This is a genomic window from Chryseobacterium sp. 2VB (assembly GCF_005503635.1).
GTDB classification, from domain to species: Bacteria; Bacteroidota; Bacteroidia; order Flavobacteriales; family Weeksellaceae; genus Chryseobacterium; species Chryseobacterium cupriresistens.
On sequence record NZ_SCNC01000010.1, the window covers coordinates 39712 to 58461 of the forward strand.

Sequence of the window (18750 nt, forward strand, 5' to 3'; positions counted from 1 at the left end):
TTATGCCTTTTCCGTAAACCATTTCATTTATTGCCTCAATTAAGTCTTTAAACCTCAACAGTCTTGTTGGGGTTTTATTATTGATGTCTTTCAACCATTTTTACAAGCAGTTCATTCAAACGGACACGAAGACTTTCCGGTTCCAGAACGGTAGCATAATCTGCAAAAGTAATGAGCCAGCGGGGAAATCCATCACTGATCCATTCTGTTTCAAAGGTGAGTTCCATCCCTTGTTCGGTTTCTACTTCTTCTATCAATCCGTAATATTTTTTAGAATTTACAAGATGATTCATGATCTTTTTATCAACCAGCAGTTTGGCTTTAACCTTATTTCCGTTTGATTTTTTACGGTAATCATTCACCTGTCCGTATTCCTGTAAAAAAGGATTCTGTGTTTTTGAGATTTCCAGAATTCGGTCGATACGAAACTGTCTGAAATCTTTTCTCAAGGTACAGTAGGCCATGATATACCAGAAATTAAATTCGAAAAACATACCAACTGTTTCAATCGTTCTGTTGTTTACTCTTTCATCTACAGTCTTATACCTGATATTGAGCTGGGTTTTCTCCGCAATACTTTCCAGGATAATAGGAATTACGTTTTTCAGTGAATCTCCGGAATCTGTATGAAAACTGAAAACATCTATTTGCTTCTCGATATTTTTAATCAGATTTTTATCAGAATATTTCAGTACCGAACGTACTTTTTCCATGGCAGCCTGATAATGATTTCCCAGGCTTTGGTGGGAAAATTTCTGCATCAGCTTTTCAGCGGTAATGAAACTTAACACTTCTTCTTTGGTAAACATGATCGGAGGAAGCTTATAGCCTTCCATTAAAGAATAGCCGTTTCCAGCTTCTCCCACAATAGGAATACCGGCATTTTCCAGGGTTTTTACATCACGGTAAATAGTTCTGATACTTACATCAAACTTTTCAGCCAGATCCTGAGCGCGTACAACAGGTTTCGACTGCAACTGGGTAAGGATGGCCGTTACCCTATCGAGCTTTTTTAAATAGTGATCGTTCATGATGGAACAAAGCTAAAATTCTTTTTTGAGGTATGACTTATAAATGAGAGGGCTTTTTGACTTTAATTTTCTTTAAAAGTATTCACCAGTTTATCGAGATTAAGACTCCGGGCAGAGGCATCAAAAATCTCACGGTATGTTCCTTCTTTATTGTACAGTTCATCATGAGTTCCATTTTCAACCACTCTGCCTTTTTTCATCACATAAATGGTGTCTGAATCCAGGATCTGTGAAAGAGAATGGGAAATAATGATCACCGTTCTTCCTTCTTTAATAGCATCCAGAGAATTCTTGATCTGTTCGGTGGCAATAGCATCAAGGCTGGCTGTAGGTTCATCCAGAAAAATAATCGGTGGATTTTTAAGAAACAGTCTGGCAATGGCAATTCTCTGCTGCTGTCCTCCTGAAAGCTGAGTAGCATCATGCTGATATTTTTCAGGAAGATCCATGATCTGATCATGCAGATAAGCTTTTTTTGCAGCCTCCTGAATTTTTTCAAAACTAGCATTCATATCTCCATAACGGATATTATCTTCTATGCTTCCCTGAAAGATATGATTTTTCTGAAGTACCAACCCAAGATCGCTTCTCAGGAAAGTATTTTCATATTCATTAAGGTTGACTCCATCCAGAAGGATTTCTCCAGAATCCGGAAGATAGAATTTACACAAAAGATTGATCACCGTTGATTTTCCTGCACCGCTCAACCCTACCAAAGCAGTCGTTTTTCCGTTTTCAATTTTCATGGAAACATCATGCAAAGCTTTTGTACCGTTAGGGTAAGTAAAATCCACATTTTTCAATTCAAAAGTTCCTTTGATTTCTTTTTCTACAAAGTTTCCGTTGGATTCTGTTTCATGATCTGCATTTAAAATATCAAAGTACCCTTCGGCGTAAATCATGGCATCGTTCATATCATCATAGATTCTGTGAAGCTGTCGGATAGGCGCTGAGACATTGTTAAAAAGCATAATATGAAGCATGATAGCACCGATAGTCATTTGCTGGTCAAGCACCAGATAAACGGTTAAAAGGATAATCAAAACAACTCCAAATTGTTCAATGAACGTTTTTAAACCATCATAAATAAAATTGGTTCTTCTTGTGATCATCTGGCTTTCCATCAGCTCCATCTGAAGGTCATATTGTTTTTTCCCTTCAAATTTTTCACGGACAAAGCTTTTAATAACCATAATAGAATTGATCAGGTTCAAAAGTCCGGAGGTCTTTTTTTCTCTCTGATTCCTAAGCTGACGCCTCACTCCGCCCAGTTTTTTGGCCTGCAGGGAGCTGATGTAGAAATAGATCGGTACAATAATCGTAGAAACCAGTCCCACATACACATTCTGCATATACATAATGATGAGGGCAATAATGGCATTGGAAAAAAGAGGAAGGATATCAATAAAAAAGTTCTGAACCAATCTTGTCAGACTTTCTATTCCACGGTCTATTCTGATCTGTAATTTTCCGGACTCATGGTTTTCATCATTAAAATAAGCGACTCTGTAGGTTAAAATCTTATCAATGGCTGATTGTGCCAACACTGAGCTCACATTGATCCTTATTTTTTCGCCATAAAATTTCTGTCCGAAGTTGATAAAGATGTTCAATAATTCTTTTCCCAGTAAAATAATGGAAATAATAATGAGAATATGAATTCCCTCCGACATCGGATGTGGAAGGTGAGTAAGCTTGGTAACCTCATCCACTGTATATTTCAGAACAATCGGGTTCACCTGTGCTGCAAGAGCTCCCAGAAAAGTAAGAAACAATGTTCCGTAAATCATAGGTCTGTAAGGTCTGATGAACGGGACAAGCTGTTTATAGATTCCGAATAGGGTGACGGTTCTGTTAAAAGGTTTAGCCATAGAAATCATTTTAAATGAAAAACGTACCGCTTTCAAAAGAAAAAGGTACGTTTTATTATCATGTTCAGCAAGTGAATGCTTATATTTTATCCTTCAAATACATAGGTTGTAAGGTAGTGCAGTTCTTTTCTGCTGGCTTCTTTAGACTCTGCTTCTGCCTGTTCTAAAGAATATTGGGAATTGATTTCCTTCTTCTGTAAAACAAATGAATTGTTGGCATTTTTATCCACTACATCATTGAAAATATGTTCAATTTCAGAATTCGCTAAGGTTGCAAAGCTGACTTCTTCAAAGCCATGTAACAATCTAAGATCATCAAACTGACTGAAATTTTCATTGACAAATCCCTGCAGCTGTGATTTTGAATCAAAATTACCAGCCCAGATATTGTAAGCATACTTCTTCTTTTTAGGCTTATCCAGAATACTCTGATACACGAAATTTTCACCCAGATAAGCTTCTCTTACCTGCGGATCATTGGCAAGATCTTCCGGAAGTCCTTCTTTAAGGATCTTTCCTTCAAACATGATATAGGTTTTATTAGTAATTGCCAGGGTTTGCTGTACGTTGTGGTCGGTAATCAGAATTCCGATATTTTTATCAACAAGACTTCTTACGATTTTCTGAATATCTTCTACGGCAATCGGGTCTACCCCTGCGAAAGGCTCATCCAAAAGAATGAAGTTCGGGCTTGTGGCCAAACAGCGTGCAATCTCGGTTCTACGTCTTTCTCCCCCGGAAAGAAGATCTCCTCTGTTTTTACGGACATGCTGCAAAGAAAACTCCTCAATCAGTTCATCACATTTGATCTGCTGTTCACGCTTCGAAAGCTTGGTCAGCTGTAATACTCCCATAATGTTTTCTTCCACAGACAACTTTCTGAAAACCGAAGCTTCCTGAGCAAGATACCCGATTCCCTTCTGGGCTCTTCGGTACATAGCATCTGTAGTAATCTCCTGCTTATCCAAAAAAATTTTTCCTGAAGTGGGCTTAACCAACCCTACAATCATATAAAACGATGTGGTTTTCCCTGCTCCGTTCGGACCCAGCAAACCAACAATTTCTCCCTGTTGAACCTGTACAGAAACGCCTTTTACAACTTTTTTAGGACCGTATTCCTTGATTAAGTTTTCTCCTCGTAAAATCATAGGGCAAATATATCAAAAATATAAACTTCACTTATACGTTAATCTAAACTTGTTTACGTTAAATACAAACTTGTTCATTTACAACCTATTGTAACTTTTCATCATTTTAATCTACTCATCGTAAAACATATCAATCAATTATAAATAGTAAGCAATGGAAAATTACGGATATACTAAAACAGAAAATAGACAAAACCAGCAAAGCGATGTTCCCTATCGTTCAGAAAAGAAAATCCCGGCCGCTATATTGGGCATTCTTGTGGGATGGCTGGCTTTAAATAAATTTTATCTTGGATATACGAAGGAGGGAATTATTCAGCTGGTTCTGAATGTCGTTACTTTTGGTACGGCTTCAATTATTCCTTTTATTGAGGGAATTCTCTATCTTTTTATGAGCGATAAACAATTCGATGATACTTATGTCTATGGAAAAAAAGGATGGTTGTAAAAAATTATCATCACCTCATTAGACATAAAAAGAGACTACCGATTGAGTAGTCTCTTTTTTATTGGAATGAATTTAATCATTATTTATTTAAAAGAATAGCTGCTTCTTTTGCAAAATAAGTAAAGATCATATCTGCTCCTGCTCTTTTAAAACAAGTCAAACTTTCAATGATCGTTTTGTCATTATCCAGCCAGCCGTTTTGAGCAGCAGCTTTTACCATGGCATATTCTCCGCTTACATTGTATACTGCAATCGGAAGATCAATGGCTTCACGTACTTTGGAAACGATATCCAGGTAAGGAAGTCCCGGTTTAATCATGATTACATCGGCTCCTTCATCTATATCTTTAAATACTTCATTCAAGGCTTCGCGTGAGTTGTGGAAATCCATCTGATATGTTTTTTTATCTTTCGGAATTTCCATATCATCTTTCGGAGCACTGTCTAAAGCACTTCTGAAAGGGCCATAGAAAGAACTTGCATATTTCGCAGCATAGCTTACAATTCCTACATCTGTAAATCCGCTTTCTTCCAAAGCTTCACGGATAACCATTACTCTGCCATCCATCATATCACTTGGTGCTACAAGATCGGCTCCTGCTTCTGCATGAGATACTGACATTCTTGCCAGTGCATCATTGGTAGCGTCATTTACAACTTTTCCGTTTTCAATGATCCCGTCGTGTCCATAGATTGAATAAGGATCTAAGGCTACATCCGGCATTACAATCATTCCCGGAACGGCATCTTTGATTGCTTTGATGGTGTTCTGCATCAATCCGTCTTTGTTCCAGGCTTCTTTTCCTGTATTGTCTTTCAGATGTTCTGACACTTTCATATACAAATTGACAGCTTTTACCCCCAAAGAAAATAATTCCTTACATTCCTTCACCGTTAAATCTATACTGCGCCTGAAAATTCCCGGCATAGACGGGATTGCCTCCTGCTTGTTTTCGCCCTCCATTACGAAGATCGGCATTACAAAATCATCAGTTGTAAGCACATTTTCTCTTACCAGACTTCTGATAGATTCATTAACTCTAAGTCTTCTATTTCTTGAATGTATCATTTTGGAATACTTTTTGAATAAGTTTCTACAAATTTAATATAAGTTCTGCAAAAAACTATTGTACGAAATTGCAGAATGTATTACATTTGTTATATATATTCGAGAAATTATAAATTTGATGAAAAAACTTTTACTTTTATTTCTATTTGTAGGCACTTTTGTTGGTTTTTCCAACAATTTCAAAGCTCAGCTTAGAGAGCCGGGTTCCACCACTCAAAAGGCGGATGACGGCGTATTGCTTGCCTATCCAAATCCTGCAAAGGATTTCCTTATTATTAAGGCAAAAGATTCTTCTTTAAGAATCAAAAGCGTGACTTTTTATTCAATTTTGGGTATGCAGGTCGCTAATTATACGGTGAATATGAATTCCGGAGAGATTAATATTGAAAAATTAAAGCCCGGAAAATATATGATCCGATATATTTTAAGTGACAATACACAAAAAGTTACTCAAATCGTGAAACAATAAATTAAAATCCTGATAATCATCAGGATTTTTTCTTTTACATTAATTCTGTTTTAATATTTCCGTAACTTTCGGGACTTTTTCATACTAATAGTAAAAAAGAACAATTTAATGCTAAAAGCTGAACATATTAAAAAGACCTATAATGCCGGAAAAAAGGTCGCCCTGGATGATTTCAGCATCCATGTCCCGAAAGGCAGTATTTATGGCCTTTTAGGTCCCAACGGAGCCGGAAAAACTTCTTTTATCCGTATCATCAACCAAATTACTCAGGCAGACTCTGGAGAAATCCATATCAATGGCCAAAAGCTTAATCCAGGTCACATTAAAGATATTGGCTATATGCCTGAAGAAAGAGGACTGTACAAAAACATGACGGTTGGTGACCAGATTCTCTATTTCGGGGAACTGAAAGGCATGAAAAAAAGTGATGCCTTGAATGAAGCCAAAAAATGGTTTGAAAAACTGAACATCGACCAATGGTGGAAGAAAAAGCTTTCTGAACTTTCTAAAGGAATGGCTCAAAAAATCCAGTTTGTAGTTACTGTTCTTCACAGGCCTCATCTTTTAATTCTTGATGAGCCGTTTTCAGGTTTTGATCCGGTAAATGCCAACTTAATCAAAGATCAGATTATTGATCTTAAAAATAACGGAACAACCATCATTCTTTCTACCCACAGAATGGAAAGTGTGGAGGAAATGTGTGATTATGTTGCATTGATCAACAATTCAAAGAAGATTATTGACGGAAGGGTTTTTGATGTAAGGGAAAAATTCAAGAAAAATATTTTTGGGATTACGCTTTCTGAAGTAAGCAATGATCAGTTTGAAAATTTCAGAAACAAATATGAGATCTTCAATTTATCCAATGAAAACAATCTTGTTTCTTTTGACCTGAAAAATGAGGAGAGCCAGAATAATGTTCTTCTTGATCTTGTACAGGTAGGTAAAGTGAGATCATTCGACGAAAGAATCCCAAGTATGAATGAAGTGTTTATTAATGCTGTAAGTAACCATTCTTAATTTTATGAATAATATTTTTTTAATTACCAAGAGAGAGTTTCTTACCCAGGTTAAGAAAAAATCCTTTATCATATTGACTCTGCTTGCCCCTGTCTTGATTATTGCTTTCGGAGCAGTGGTAGGGCTAATGTTTAAGGCGAATGAATCACATAGTATCATAGAAGTGGTTGACAAGAGCGGCTTGTTTACCAATCAGCTTCAATCAAATGATAAATTAAGCTATGTTTTTGTTTCTGCGGCGGATGAAAAGTCCAAGATTAACAATCTAAAAGGGAATGAATCTCTCGATGGCATCCTGATTCTTCCACAGCTGAAAAACCAGAATTTTGATGAGCTTGAAAAGGAAACCAGACTGATTATCAACAGTAAAATAGGGTTTGACACAAAACAGAGAATTGTATCTGATATCAGCAATGTTGTCCGAAAAGAAAAGATCAAGCAGCTGGGTATTCAGGAAACTCAATTAAATGATCTTGATAAAAACTTTAGCTTAAAAACCATCAACGTTACGGATAATAACAAAGAGGACTCGGATCTTGTTTTCGGGGTGAAATCCGGATTGAGCATGGTACTGATGTATGTTACTTTTATGTTCATCATTATTTACGGGGTAAGGGTAATGAGAAGTGTACTTGAAGAAAAAAACAACCGTGTTGTGGAGATCATCATTTCTTCTGTAAAACCTTTTGAACTGATGATGGGTAAAATTCTGGGAGTAACCATGGTTGCACTAACCCAGTTTCTGATCTGGATTACCATGTCTGTTATTGGTGCATTGGTACTCAATACAGGGTTCTCTTCTATTCAGAAGAATATTCCAGGGGGAAATGAGGAGATGGCAAGTAAACTGGATATGGGACAGCTTGCTACCCAGATTTCTCACAGCCTGCTGGAGTTGAACTTCCCGCTCATCATTTTTGTATTCATCGTATTTTTCCTTTTAGGATATATCTTCTATAGTTCTATTTATGCAGCTATTGGTTCTGCAGTGGATAACGAAACAGAAACCCAGCAGTTTACTTTATTTGCGATCTTACCGTTAACATTAGGTATGTATGGAAGCTTTACACTGATGAACAATCCGGAAGGTCCTTTAGGCTTCTGGCTGTCAATCATTCCGTTTACTTCACCGGTTGCTATGATTGCCAGAATTCCGTTTGGAGTTCCTGCATGGCAGATTGCATTGTCTATTACATTATTGCTGGTAACTACTATTTTCATGATCTTCCTTGCCGGAAAAATCTATCGTGTAGGAATTTTAATGTATGGAAATAAAGCTACGTTAAAAGAGCTTTGGAAGTGGATTAAAGGGTAATCAAAATGTAAAGCAGCGTAAAAGCTGAGAACGTTGGTTTGCCAACTGATATAAAATAAAAATCCCGGAAACTGCGTTTCCGGGGTTTTTTATATTCTGAAATATTCTATTTGAATATATAGCTTAAAGTAAGTGCAATTACCTGTTCTGATTTTTTCTTATCAGTACCTTTGGTTTCTTTAGCAAGACCAGGATAAGTATCGCTTAGACCTAAGTCATATTTTACCGCTACTTCAAGTTGTCTTTTGTAGCTATATCCTACACCCAGACCAAGTCCCCAGTTAAAACTGTTCGCCTTACCGTTTACACCTGCCGGCTGGTTAGGATCAGTAACATCGGGATCATAATAAGGTCTGCTTACTGGAGCGTCTTTAACGTTCTGGCTCAGCAAGAAGTTAAATCTAGGTCCTATCAATCCAAAGAATTCTGATTCTGCTTCAGAAAAATATCCTTTAAAATAAAGAGGTACACTCAGGTAGTTATTAGCATATAATGCGTCATAACCACTTACCCCTTTAGCATCTTTATCTTTTCCTGTTTCTCCTGCACCATAATACAGAACTTCGGGTTGAATAAAGAATTGGTTTGCCTTTCCTACGGGAATCAATGCCAAAGCTCCAGCCTGGAAAGTGTATCTTGGGCCTGAAGGATTATGGGCGTTAGATACTCTGGAGTAGTTTAAACCTCCTGTTACTCCAAATCTTGTACTTTTCCACTGCACTTGTGCAAATGATAAAGCAGAAAACATTAAAGCTGAGGCTAATAAAAGTTTTTTCATATGCTGGGTTTTATATTATCCTAGAATCTTAGCTACAGTAGCACCAATATCAGCAGGAGAATCAACAACGTTGATACCGTTTTCTCTCATGATTTCCATTTTAGCCTGAGCTGTATCTTCAGCACCACCTACGATAGCACCTGCGTGTCCCATTGTTCTTCCTTTTGGAGCAGTCTGTCCTGCGATGAAACCTACAACCGGTTTAGTAGATCCGCTAGCTTTGTACCATCTTGCAGCTTCAGCTTCAAGACCTCCACCGATTTCACCGATCATTACAACAGCTTCAGTTTCAGGATCGTTGATGAATAGCTCTAATGCTTCTCTTGTAGTTGTTCCGATGATTGGGTCACCTCCGATACCGATTGCAGTAGAGATACCGTAACCTGCTCTTACTACCTGGTCAGCAGCTTCATAAGTAAGCGTTCCTGATTTTGAAACGATACCTACTTTTCCTTTTTTGAAAACGAAACCTGGCATAATACCAATTTTAGCTTCTTCAGAAGTAATGATTCCAGGGCAGTTTGGTCCGATTAATCTGCAGTCTCTGTCAGCGATATAAGATTTTACTTTTACCATATCAGCTACAGGAATACCTTCAGTAATACATACAATTACTTTGATTCCTGCTTCAGCAGCTTCCATGATAGCGTCTGCTGCGAATGCCGGTGGTACGAAAATGATACTTACGTTTGCTCCTGCTTTTTCAACAGCGTCAGCTACTGTATTAAATACCGGCTTTCCTAAGTGCTCGCTACCTCCTTTTCCTGGGGTAACACCACCTACTACGTTTGTTCCGTATTCAATCATCTGACCAGCGTGGAAAGTTCCTTCGTTCCCTGTAAATCCTTGTACAATTACTTTAGAATCTTTGTTTACTAAAATTGACATTTTATTGTTGTTTTAATTTATTTATTATTTTATTAATGCTCACAAATTTACTCAAATTTCTTTGATTTTGGATAAAACCTTTGGAATTGTTTATTTGAGATTTCTCAGTTTTACTTCTTTTTTCAGATAAGTTTTAAAATCTTCTGCAAACATCCCGATATAGGTTCCTTTTTCAAGATCTCTGTTGACGCCGGTTTTCCCCAAAAGTACAGATCCCGACTCAATTTTGTTTCCGGAAGCGATTCCTACCTGTCCCCATAATGTCACTTCATCACCGATGATACAGCATCCTGCAATTCCAACCTGAGAAGCAATCAGACATTTTTTTCCGATAACGGTATCATGTCCGATCTGAATCTGGTTATCCAAAACGGATCCTTCTCCAATGATGGTAGAGTCTGTAACTCCTCTGTCAATGGTACACCCGTTTCCAATCTCCACATTGTTTTCAATAACAACATTTCCAACAGAAATCAGACGATCAAAATTTCCATTTAATTTTCTGTAATAAAATGCATCACCTCCTAAAACGGTGTTGGACTGAATAATTACGTTATCTCCGATTTCCGTACGGTCACCAATGACAACATTAGGAAAGATTAAGGTATTTTTCCCGATTTTCACGTTGTTCCCGATTACTGCCGAAGAATGGATTTTGGTTCCCTCTCCTATTTCAACATCGTGTAGTTCTTCCGTGAAATTATAGATTCTGGTAAAATGGGTATTGATTTTATTAAAGTCTCTGAAAGGATCATCAGAAACCAAAAGTGCTTTACCTTCCGGGCAATCTACTTCTTTATCAATTAAAATAATAGTAGCTGCAGAGTTTAATGCTTTGTCATAATATTTAGGGTGATTCACAAAAACGATATCACCTGGTTTTACCATGTGAATTTCGTTAGTTCCCAATACTTCAAAATCTTCCGGCCCTACAAATGCTGAGCCTATTAAATCTGCAATCGTTTTAAGCTTTTGCGGAGAATGGAATCTCATAACAATAGATTTTCTTATAAAACAAAATTCGGAGTGCTGATGCAAACCGAATTTATGTAAATTTTATTTATTCTTTTACTCTTTCTAAGTAGCTGCCGTCTTCAGTGCTTACTTTAATTCTGTCTCCCGGTTCAATGAACAAAGGAACCATTACTCTTGCTCCTGTTTCAACGATTGCGTTTTTAAGAGCATTGGTTGCTGTGTTTCCTTTTACACCCGGATCAGCTTCAATAACATCAAGGTATACGGATTGTGGAAGTTCAGCAGAAAGTGGAGTTTCATCAGCTTCTTTCAAAATGATAGTCACTTCTTCACCCGCTTTCATAAACTGAGAGTTCTCAATCATTTCTTTGTTGATGTATAACTGAGAGAAATCATCATTGTTCATGAAGTGGAATCCGTTCTCATCATCATACAGATACTGGAATTTTCTGGTGATTACTTTTACTTCATCAATTTTGTGTCCTGCAGAGAAAGTATTATCAATTACTTTACCGTTTGTCACTGACTTTAATTTTGTTCTTACGAAAGCAGGTCCTTTTCCCGGTTTTACGTGAAGGAACTCGATTACTTTATAAATATCATTGCTATATTCGATGCATAGCCCTTTTCTGATATCGTTACTTGTTGCCATTAATATATTATATTCTTTTATTTATTATTCTCTTTGTTCACCAAATCAATTATATCCTCTAAGTAATACTGATTGGTCTTTAGTTTTGAAATGACTTCAGGATCATTATCTGTGAGCTTCACAATAAGTTTTGTATCTACTACCAATCCGAAGCTGACATCTCTTTTATCAGAGGTATTATTTGATTTTTCAATATCAATCAAAAGAACCTTGTAAGAATTTCCTTTTTTATCCTTCCACGCAAACTTAGGAGTCAGCCCTGCATTTAAAGCACCTCCCAGCAAACCTCCTCCATAAGGATTATTGTATGAAATTGCTTTTTTATCTTTTACTTCATCAAGATAGACCAGAAAATATTTCTTCCCAATTACATTGACTCTTGCAAATGTATCAAAAGAATAGATATACGCTGCATAGGTCATACTAAAATACAGATTATCCTGATATTTCATCAGCCATGCTCTATTCTCCTTTTTTGCTTTTTTATCTGTATCTGTATATCTGAATGGAGATATTTTGATGTAATCTTCATTCTGACTTTTTACTTCTGCATAAACACTGGGTTTAGCAAGGCTGTCTTTTTTATAGTCCGAGAAGCCGTAATAGAACTCCATACCTGTTATTCTCTGGTTCTGGGACAGATAAAAATGGGAAATTGCCAGTACAAAAAGGAAAGACAATTTTTTCATCAGTTACTTTCTTTACCGGTTCCGTATCCTTTTACGATACCTCTTGGTGAGTTTTGAATAAACTGTAAGATCTCATCTCTCTCAGCCGTTGGAAGCATTTCTTTTTCAATATGGGAAATAGCCTGTGAAACGTTCATCTTCATCTGGAAGATGGCTCTGTAGATTTTCTGGATTTCAAAGATTTTCTCATTGGTAAATCCTCTTCTTCTTAGACCAACAGAATTGATACCGGCATAAGACATAGGCTCTCTTGCAACTTTTACGTAAGGCGGAATATCTTTTCTTACCAGAGTACCTCCGGAAATCATGACATGTTTTCCGATTTTACCGAATTGGTGAACTGCTGATAAACCTCCCATTACAGTATAATCTCCAATCTCCACATGTCCTGCAATACCACAACCGTTTACAATGATAACGTGATCTCCGATAACACAATCATGGGCAATATGTGAGGTAGCCATAATAAGGCAGTTCGCTCCTATTTTAGTATATCCCAAAGCCTTTGTCCCTCTGTTTACGGTAACACACTCTCTGATTGTTGTATCATCACCGATAATTACCTGGGTATCTTCACCATCAAATTTCAGATCCTGAGGAATTGCAGAGATTACAGTACCCGGAAAAATCCTACAGTTTTTTCCTATTCTTGCGCCATCCATAATGGTTACATTAGGACCAATCCACGTTCCTTCTCCAATTTCTACGTCCCCTGCAATGGTAGTGAAAGGTTCTACGATTACATTTTTGCTGATTTTCGCACGTTTATCTACGGCTGCTAATTGATGAATCATTTAATCAACTTTATTTTTTGCAACTTGAGCCATAAGCTCTGCTTCTACTGCTACAGTATCTCCTACATATCCATACCCCTGCATATGAACAATTCCTCTTCTGATAGGCTCTATCAATTCAATTTTGAATATAAGTGTATCTCCTGGAATTACTTTTCTCTTGAATTTCACCTTATCAATTTTGATGAAATAAGTAGAATAGTTTTCAGGATCCGGAACGCTGGCCAACACAAGAATTCCTCCTGTCTGTGCCAATGCTTCTACCTGAAGAACTCCAGGCATTACAGGTTCTTTTGGGAAGTGTCCCACGAAGAAAGGTTCGTTCATGGTTACGTTTTTCAAACCTACTACGTGAGAGTCTGAAAGTTCAAGAACTTTATCGATCAATAAGAACGGAGGTCTGTGAGGCATAAGCTTCATAATTCCGTTGATATCGAATACTGGTTCTTTTGTCAGGTCAAAATCCGGAACGTTTTTCTTTTTCTGCAATTTCCACTGGCGGTTTAGTTTTTTCGCAAACTGAGTATTCACAAAGTGTCCCGGTTTGTTAGCAATAACTTTACCTTTTATTTTTACTCCTGCCAAAGCAAGGTCACCGATTACATCCAGTAATTTGTGTCTCGCCGCTTCGTTAGGATAGTTTAAGTTAAGATTATCAAGAATACCGTTGGGTCTGATCGATACATTATCTTTTCCAAAGGCTTTTTTTAATTTTTCTGTAGTTTCAGGAGTAAGATCTTTATCTACATATACAATAGCATTGGAAATATCTCCACCTTTGATCAAACCGTGATCTAAAAGCATTTCCAATTCATGCAGGAAGCTGAATGTTCTTGCTGATGAGATTTCGTCTTTAAATTCTGAAATATTTTTAAGAGTAGCATTCTGAGTACCTAATACTTTAGTCCCAAAATCTACCATAGTAGTTACCTCGTAAGTATCTGAAGGAATGATTGTGATTTCCGAACCTGTAGCCGGATCACTGTAGGTAAGCACCTCTTTTACAACAAGATATTCTCTTGCAATAGCTTGTTCTGCTACTCCCACACTTTCGATAGCTTCCACAAAGTATTTTGAGGATCCATCCAAAATTGGTGGTTCAGAGGCATCCATTTCTAAAATTGCGTTATCAATATCACAACCAACAAGGGCTGCCAGAAGATGTTCGCAAGTGGTAATTTTTACCCCTAATTTTTCTAATGTAGTTCCTCTTTCGGTTGCTACAACATAATTTACATCAGCTTCTACCTGAGGATGTCCCTCCAAGTCTGTTCTTACAAATACAAAACCTGTATTTTCTTTAGCAGGTTTAATGGTAAGTTTTACTTCTTTACCTGTATGAAGGCCAATTCCAGAAAGAGTTACCTCTTGCTGAAGTGTTTTTTGCATATCACTCATTAGTATTATCTTTTGAGTTATTCTCAAGATTATTTATTCTATTTACTATTCCAGGCAAGTTCCTGAAATGAACATAACTCCTTAAATAGTCATTGTAACTGATTGCAGGTGAACCGTACAAAGTTTCTCTGTCATTAACACTGGAATTCACTCCACTCTGAGCCTGAATTTTCACCTGGTTTCCTATTTTAATATGTCCTACGACACCTACCTGGCCACCAATCTGATTCCAGTCTCCGATAGTGGTGGAACCTGCAATTCCTGCCTGTGCAGCAATGACGTTGTTCTGACCAATTTTCACGTTATGGGCAATCTGAATCAGATTATCAATCTTGGTTCCTTTACCTATTATTGTAGAACCTATCGTGGCTCTGTCAATACTACAGTTTGACCCGATTTCTACATCGTCTTCAATGATTACATTTCCAAGCTGCGGAATTTTCTTGAAGCCTTCAGCCGTTGGCTGGAAACCAAAACCGTCTCCTCCGATTACCGTGTTGGAATGAATCACACAGTTATCTCCAATAATACAGTAGTCGTAAATTCTGGCACCACTGTCTATCTTACAGTTTTTACCAATTTTCACTCCTTTCCCTATATATACATGTGGATAGATCTGTGATCCTTCCCCGATCTTAGCTTTCTCGGAAACATAAGTAAATGCCCCGATATACGCTTTATCTCCTATGACAGCGGTATCATGAATAGATGAACCGTTCTCAATACCTTCTTTTCTTCCCTGCATTTCCTGATATAAATTCATCAGAATCTGAAAAGAAAGATAGGCATCTTTTACAACGATTAAGGTAGGGTTATAATGATTTTTCTCCAGAAGTTTTTCCGAAACGATGATAACAGAGCATTTTGAGCTATCCAAAAAATGAGAAAACCGATCTTGTGCTATAAAAGAAAGATGTCCCGATTCCCCATTTTCAATTGGTGAAACTCCCGTAATAAGTGCATTCTCGTCACCTATTATTTTTCCGTCAATAAAACTTGCAATTTGCGAAGCTGTAAATTCCATATTCTGCAAAGATAAGAAATTCTATAATTTGCAAACATGTTTTAGTTTCAGATCGTAAATTTTAATATTCTTTAAGAGTCCAGTCTGGAGATATCTCTTGGAAACATAAGGATATAGCGGGTCGTCTTATTTACGATTAATCCTGATAAAAGCTGATCTTCCGACTCATGCAGCCTTGTTCTTTTTCCATTTTTATGCAGTAAATAAATGGGCTGTTTCTCTGCGTGATAAGGCAATAATTTTCTTTTAATTTCATGAACCAATTCATCACCATTATCGATTACGAAAAATTCATTGCTCTTTTTTATTTTTTCATCAATTATTTTCTCATCAAACGGATGTGATGAAATAATTGTTTTAGGCAAATTTCTCTGAATTACACATTTACACCAGTATGACAATACAAAATCTTCTGAATTCTGCCATTCTTTCATGGCCTGAATTACATCATTATCATCAAGCTGAGTAAATCTTTCTATATCTTCATCTGTGGCACCGCTCTTTTCACGGTATAAAAAATATTTCAGATTGTCTGTTGCCGAAAGTGCTACACCCTGGGAAATCAGATATTTTGCCCTTTCAAGAATTTTAACCAAAAGAAACTCTGCCAAGGCTGAAGTTTTATGATAATACACCTGCCAATACATAAACATTCTGGCAGTAAGGAAATTTTCAATGGAATAAATTCCTTTTGCATCAATCACCAGTTCGCCTTCTTCGCAGACATTCATCATAGAGATAATTCTCTGGGTATTAATATTTCCTTCTGAAACTCCTGTAAAAAAACTGTCCCTTTTTAGATAGTCCAAACGGTCAACATCCAGTTGGGAAGAGATCAGCTGGTTAAAAAACTTTCTGTGATACTTCCCCTGAAACATTTCAATAGCCATGGATAGTTGGCCTTCAAATTCCTCATTAAGCTTATTCATCAGCAGCAAAGAAAGATTTTCATGATGCCAGTCATCCATCAGCATACTTTCCAATGCGTGTGAAAACGGACCATGACCGATATCATGCATCAAAATGGCCAGCATCGCCCCTTTTTCTTCTTCCTCAGAAATTTTCACTCCTTTCTGCTTCAATGTTTCTAAAGCTGTAAACATCAAATGCATCGCTCCAAGAGCATGATGAAATCTTGTATGGGTAGCACCGGGAAATATCAGGTTCAGAAGTCCGGTCTGCCCGATTCTCCTTAATCTCTGAAAATAGGGATGCTCAATGATATCAAATAAAATTTCGTGTGGAATTTTGATAAACCCGTGAACAGGATCGTTGATGATTTTTAGCTTATTCTGCATTGAAACTTCAGTATTAGTAAACAAAGTTAGGCATTTTAAAATTTAGCCTTTTATTAAATTACTATTAAGATTTTGGGATAACATGATGATACACCAAATATTTTTCATCAAAAACATCTTCATATCAACTTCAGAAATTCCTAAATATCTATTTATTATCAATTCGAGATTTTTTGAAAACCTTTTGCGCCTGTTATATTAAAGGATTATCTTTGAGAGAAAACACGGCAACCTTTAATGAGACGCTTCCCGCTTTTCCTCTTTTTACTTTTAAGTTTGAACTTTTCCGCACAGATCATCACTGAGACCCAAAAGCTGGAATCTCTTTGCAGGATTTGGGGATTTTTAAAATATTACCATCCCCGTGTGGCAAAGGGAAATCTTAACTGGGATAAACAGCTTTTTCAAAAAATAAATGAACTTGAAAATATTAATGATAAACAGTCTCTCAATAATTTTTATTCTGAATGGATTGAGAGCCTGGGAGAAGTTCCGCCATGCAAAGAATGTTCAGGTAAAGATCAGAAGGTGTATTTCCTTAAAAATTTTGATCTCCGCTGGATGGACAATTCACAAATTTTCTCCGATGATGTATCTCAAAAACTTCGTTATATCGAAAAAAACAGAAATCTTGGAGACAATCACTATGTGGGAAAAGGGGGAAGAAAAATATATTTCAGGAATGAAAAATCCTATGGTTCTCAATTCACTTCCACAGCCATTAGTTTACTGGAGTTGTTCAGATACTGGAATTACGTGGAATATTTCTTTCCTTATAAATATGAAACCGATCAGAACTGGAATGATGTACTTACAGAAATGATTCCCAAATTTCTATTGGTTGATAATGATGAAAATTTTCACTTAACATTAGCAGAACTCGTGGCTAAAACGGATGATTCACACGCTTACCTTTCTTCAAAGGAGATTCAGCTTCATCTGTATGGCCAACGAAAAGTTCCTGTAGAATATATATATGCTGAAGGAAAACTAGTGATTACAAAAGTTAATGACACACGGCCCGGACATCAAAGCCCGCTGCTTACCGGAGATGTCATTTATGATATTGAAGGAAAAACCATTCCGCAGATGATCAACAGTTTGGGAAAGTATGTACCTGCCTCCAACTCATGGGTTAAGGTCAGCAAAATAAAAGACAAGCTGCTTTTCACTAACAATGATTCTGTTTCTTTAAAGATTGAAAGAGAAGGACAAAATATAGAAATAAAAACCAGAACATATCTTAGTAAGAATATTATTCGTGAAAAGAAACCTGTTGTAAAAAAGTGGAAATTGATGGATGATGAAAAGACAACCGGATATGTTAATATGGGAATGATAGAAAAAGATGATCTTAATGAGATGTACAGCAGTTTAAAATCCACAAAATCCATTATCTTTGATCTCAGGAATTATCCAAAACAAACGATTGTACCCTTAAGCTTTCTTCTTCTTCCCAACCCGGTAATCTATTATCAGTTTACTTTTCCTGATACCAGCTATCCCGGCAAATTCTACAGCAGAAAAAATGTCACCGGCAGGAAAAATCCTGAATACTATAAAGGAAATGTCATCGTTTTAGTAGATGAGAATACACAAAGCCAGGCAGAAACCACGACAATGATGTTCAAACAGCATCCGAAAGCTAAAGTTATCGGGAGTAATACTTCAGGAGCCAACGGAGATGTCATTATGTTTAAAATTGCTGATCTCGAAACACGGTTTACAGGCCTTGGTGCTTATTATCCTGATGGCAGGGAAACCCAAAGAATAGGAATTATTCCCGATATTCTGGTAAAACCAAGTATTGAAGGGATAAAAAAGGGAAAAGACGAAGTGCTGGAAAAGGCTTTGGAGTATATAAAAACTACTGATTAAATGAA

At 36.9% G+C, this 18750-nt stretch carries 17 protein-coding genes and 1 pseudogene; 5 read left to right on the plus strand and 13 right to left on the minus strand.

The window, feature by feature from the left end; translation table 11 throughout:
* Window positions 1–77 precede the first annotated feature (77 nt).
* The 3 genes and pseudogenes from FFS26_RS11285 to lptB all read right to left on the minus strand — a co-directional run.
* Window positions 78–1031 (minus strand): helix-turn-helix transcriptional regulator, encoded by a 954-nt coding sequence (locus FFS26_RS11285; protein WP_110009994.1) that lies wholly within the window; start codon window positions 1029–1031, stop codon window positions 78–80.
* A 62-nt stretch (window positions 1032–1093) separates the two neighbouring features.
* Complete coding sequence (locus FFS26_RS11290; protein ID WP_110010097.1) at window positions 1094–2821, minus strand: ABC transporter ATP-binding protein; 1728 nt, start codon at window positions 2819–2821, stop codon at window positions 1094–1096.
* A gap of 503 nt (window positions 2822–3324) precedes the next feature.
* A pseudogene (lptB, locus tag FFS26_RS11295) lies at window positions 3325–4050 on the minus strand (LPS export ABC transporter ATP-binding protein); the annotation flags it as partial.
* Between the two features lie 154 nt (window positions 4051–4204).
* Between lptB and FFS26_RS11300 the strand changes: the two are divergent.
* Window positions 4205–4498: a TM2 domain-containing protein gene (locus tag FFS26_RS11300; RefSeq protein ID WP_137905070.1), complete on the plus strand. Its 294-nt coding sequence runs from the start codon at window positions 4205–4207 to the stop codon at window positions 4496–4498.
* 79 nt (window positions 4499–4577) lie between these two features.
* Here FFS26_RS11300 and hemB read toward each other — a convergent pair whose 3' ends face one another.
* Window positions 4578–5567, minus strand: a complete 990-nt coding sequence (gene hemB, locus FFS26_RS11305; RefSeq protein WP_062674069.1) for a porphobilinogen synthase — start codon at window positions 5565–5567, stop codon at window positions 4578–4580.
* Between the two features lie 118 nt (window positions 5568–5685).
* Here hemB and FFS26_RS11310 point away from each other — a divergent pair, with 118 nt between their 5' ends.
* From FFS26_RS11310 to FFS26_RS11320, 3 genes are all read left to right on the plus strand, one after another.
* Window positions 5686–6036 carry a T9SS type A sorting domain-containing protein gene (locus FFS26_RS11310; RefSeq protein ID WP_110009998.1) on the plus strand — a complete coding sequence of 117 codons (351 nt, stop codon included), beginning with the start codon at window positions 5686–5688 and terminating at the stop codon, window positions 6034–6036.
* Window positions 6037–6144: 108 nt separating this feature from the next.
* Window positions 6145–7056, plus strand: a complete 912-nt coding sequence (locus tag FFS26_RS11315) for an ABC transporter ATP-binding protein (RefSeq protein ID WP_137905071.1) — start codon at window positions 6145–6147, stop codon at window positions 7054–7056.
* A 4-nt stretch (window positions 7057–7060) separates the two neighbouring features.
* Window positions 7061–8371: an ABC transporter permease gene (locus tag FFS26_RS11320; RefSeq protein ID WP_110010000.1), complete on the plus strand. Its 1311-nt coding sequence runs from the start codon at window positions 7061–7063 to the stop codon at window positions 8369–8371.
* A 106-nt stretch (window positions 8372–8477) separates the two neighbouring features.
* Here FFS26_RS11320 and FFS26_RS11325 read toward each other — a convergent pair whose 3' ends face one another.
* The 9 genes from FFS26_RS11325 to FFS26_RS11365 all read right to left on the minus strand — a co-directional run bounded on the left by FFS26_RS11325 (window position 8478) and on the right by FFS26_RS11365 (window position 16867).
* On the minus strand, window positions 8478–9149 hold the full coding sequence (locus FFS26_RS11325) for a porin family protein (protein ID WP_110010001.1): 672 nt from the start codon (window positions 9147–9149) through the stop codon (window positions 8478–8480).
* A gap of 15 nt (window positions 9150–9164) precedes the next feature.
* Window positions 9165–10037, minus strand: a complete 873-nt coding sequence (gene sucD, locus FFS26_RS11330; RefSeq protein WP_002977143.1) for a succinate--CoA ligase subunit alpha — start codon at window positions 10035–10037, stop codon at window positions 9165–9167.
* A 90-nt stretch (window positions 10038–10127) separates the two neighbouring features.
* Window positions 10128–11030 (minus strand): LpxD N-terminal domain-containing protein, encoded by a 903-nt coding sequence (locus FFS26_RS11335; RefSeq protein ID WP_062674061.1) that lies wholly within the window; start codon window positions 11028–11030, stop codon window positions 10128–10130.
* A gap of 67 nt (window positions 11031–11097) precedes the next feature.
* On the minus strand, window positions 11098–11664 hold the full coding sequence (efp, locus tag FFS26_RS11340; protein WP_002977139.1) for an elongation factor P: 567 nt from the start codon (window positions 11662–11664) through the stop codon (window positions 11098–11100).
* Window positions 11665–11681: 17 nt separating this feature from the next.
* Window positions 11682–12353 carry a hypothetical protein gene (locus FFS26_RS11345; protein WP_137905072.1) on the minus strand — a complete coding sequence of 224 codons (672 nt, stop codon included), beginning with the start codon at window positions 12351–12353 and terminating at the stop codon, window positions 11682–11684.
* Window positions 12353–13147: an acyl-ACP--UDP-N-acetylglucosamine O-acyltransferase gene (lpxA, locus tag FFS26_RS11350; RefSeq protein ID WP_076596575.1), complete on the minus strand. Its 795-nt coding sequence runs from the start codon at window positions 13145–13147 to the stop codon at window positions 12353–12355. Before lpxA ends, FFS26_RS11345 begins: the two co-directional genes overlap by 1 nt.
* Window positions 13148–14545 carry a bifunctional UDP-3-O-[3-hydroxymyristoyl] N-acetylglucosamine deacetylase/3-hydroxyacyl-ACP dehydratase gene (locus FFS26_RS11355; protein ID WP_110010003.1) on the minus strand — a complete coding sequence of 466 codons (1398 nt, stop codon included), beginning with the start codon at window positions 14543–14545 and terminating at the stop codon, window positions 13148–13150. It lies immediately after the preceding gene.
* The gene (gene lpxD, locus FFS26_RS11360; protein WP_110010004.1) at window positions 14538–15569 is read right to left on the minus strand and encodes a UDP-3-O-(3-hydroxymyristoyl)glucosamine N-acyltransferase; all 1032 of its coding nucleotides are present in this window, start codon (window positions 15567–15569) and stop codon (window positions 14538–14540) included. Before lpxD ends, FFS26_RS11355 begins: the two co-directional genes overlap by 8 nt.
* Window positions 15570–15640: 71 nt before the next feature.
* Window positions 15641–16867 (minus strand): HD domain-containing protein, encoded by a 1227-nt coding sequence (locus tag FFS26_RS11365; protein WP_110010005.1) that lies wholly within the window; start codon window positions 16865–16867, stop codon window positions 15641–15643.
* A gap of 237 nt (window positions 16868–17104) precedes the next feature.
* Here FFS26_RS11365 and FFS26_RS11370 point away from each other — a divergent pair, with 237 nt between their 5' ends.
* Entirely contained in the window at window positions 17105–18745 is a 1641-nt protein-coding gene (locus tag FFS26_RS11370) for a S41 family peptidase (protein ID WP_137905073.1), read from the plus strand.
* Window positions 18746–18750 lie beyond the last annotated feature (5 nt).

Coding starts and splice junctions, on each gene's coding strand:
- hemB (WP_062674069.1), bottom strand. CDS start 5,567: ATGATACATTCAAGAAATAGAAGACTTAGAGTTAATGAATCTATCAGA.
- FFS26_RS11345 (WP_137905072.1), bottom strand. CDS start 12,353: ATGAAAAAATTGTCTTTCCTTTTTGTACTGGCAATTTCCCATTTTTAT.
- FFS26_RS11370 (WP_137905073.1), top strand. CDS start 17,105: ATGAGACGCTTCCCGCTTTTCCTCTTTTTACTTTTAAGTTTGAACTTT.
- FFS26_RS11300 (WP_137905070.1), top strand. CDS start 4,205: ATGGAAAATTACGGATATACTAAAACAGAAAATAGACAAAACCAGCAA.
- FFS26_RS11335 (WP_062674061.1), bottom strand. CDS start 11,030: ATGAGATTCCATTCTCCGCAAAAGCTTAAAACGATTGCAGATTTAATA.
- lpxD (WP_110010004.1), bottom strand. CDS start 15,569: ATGGAATTTACAGCTTCGCAAATTGCAAGTTTTATTGACGGAAAAATA.
- FFS26_RS11320 (WP_110010000.1), top strand. CDS start 7,061: ATGAATAATATTTTTTTAATTACCAAGAGAGAGTTTCTTACCCAGGTT.
- efp (WP_002977139.1), bottom strand. CDS start 11,664: ATGGCAACAAGTAACGATATCAGAAAAGGGCTATGCATCGAATATAGC.
- FFS26_RS11290 (WP_110010097.1), bottom strand. CDS start 2,821: ATGATTTACGGAACATTGTTTCTTACTTTTCTGGGAGCTCTTGCAGCA.
- FFS26_RS11365 (WP_110010005.1), bottom strand. CDS start 16,867: ATGCAGAATAAGCTAAAAATCATCAACGATCCTGTTCACGGGTTTATC.
- FFS26_RS11315 (WP_137905071.1), top strand. CDS start 6,145: ATGCTAAAAGCTGAACATATTAAAAAGACCTATAATGCCGGAAAAAAG.
- FFS26_RS11355 (WP_110010003.1), bottom strand. CDS start 14,545: ATGAGTGATATGCAAAAAACACTTCAGCAAGAGGTAACTCTTTCTGGA.
- sucD (WP_002977143.1), bottom strand. CDS start 10,037: ATGTCAATTTTAGTAAACAAAGATTCTAAAGTAATTGTACAAGGATTT.
- FFS26_RS11285 (WP_110009994.1), bottom strand. CDS start 1,031: ATGAACGATCACTATTTAAAAAAGCTCGATAGGGTAACGGCCATCCTT.
- lpxA (WP_076596575.1), bottom strand. CDS start 13,147: ATGATTCATCAATTAGCAGCCGTAGATAAACGTGCGAAAATCAGCAAA.
- FFS26_RS11325 (WP_110010001.1), bottom strand. CDS start 9,149: ATGAAAAAACTTTTATTAGCCTCAGCTTTAATGTTTTCTGCTTTATCA.
- FFS26_RS11310 (WP_110009998.1), top strand. CDS start 5,686: ATGAAAAAACTTTTACTTTTATTTCTATTTGTAGGCACTTTTGTTGGT.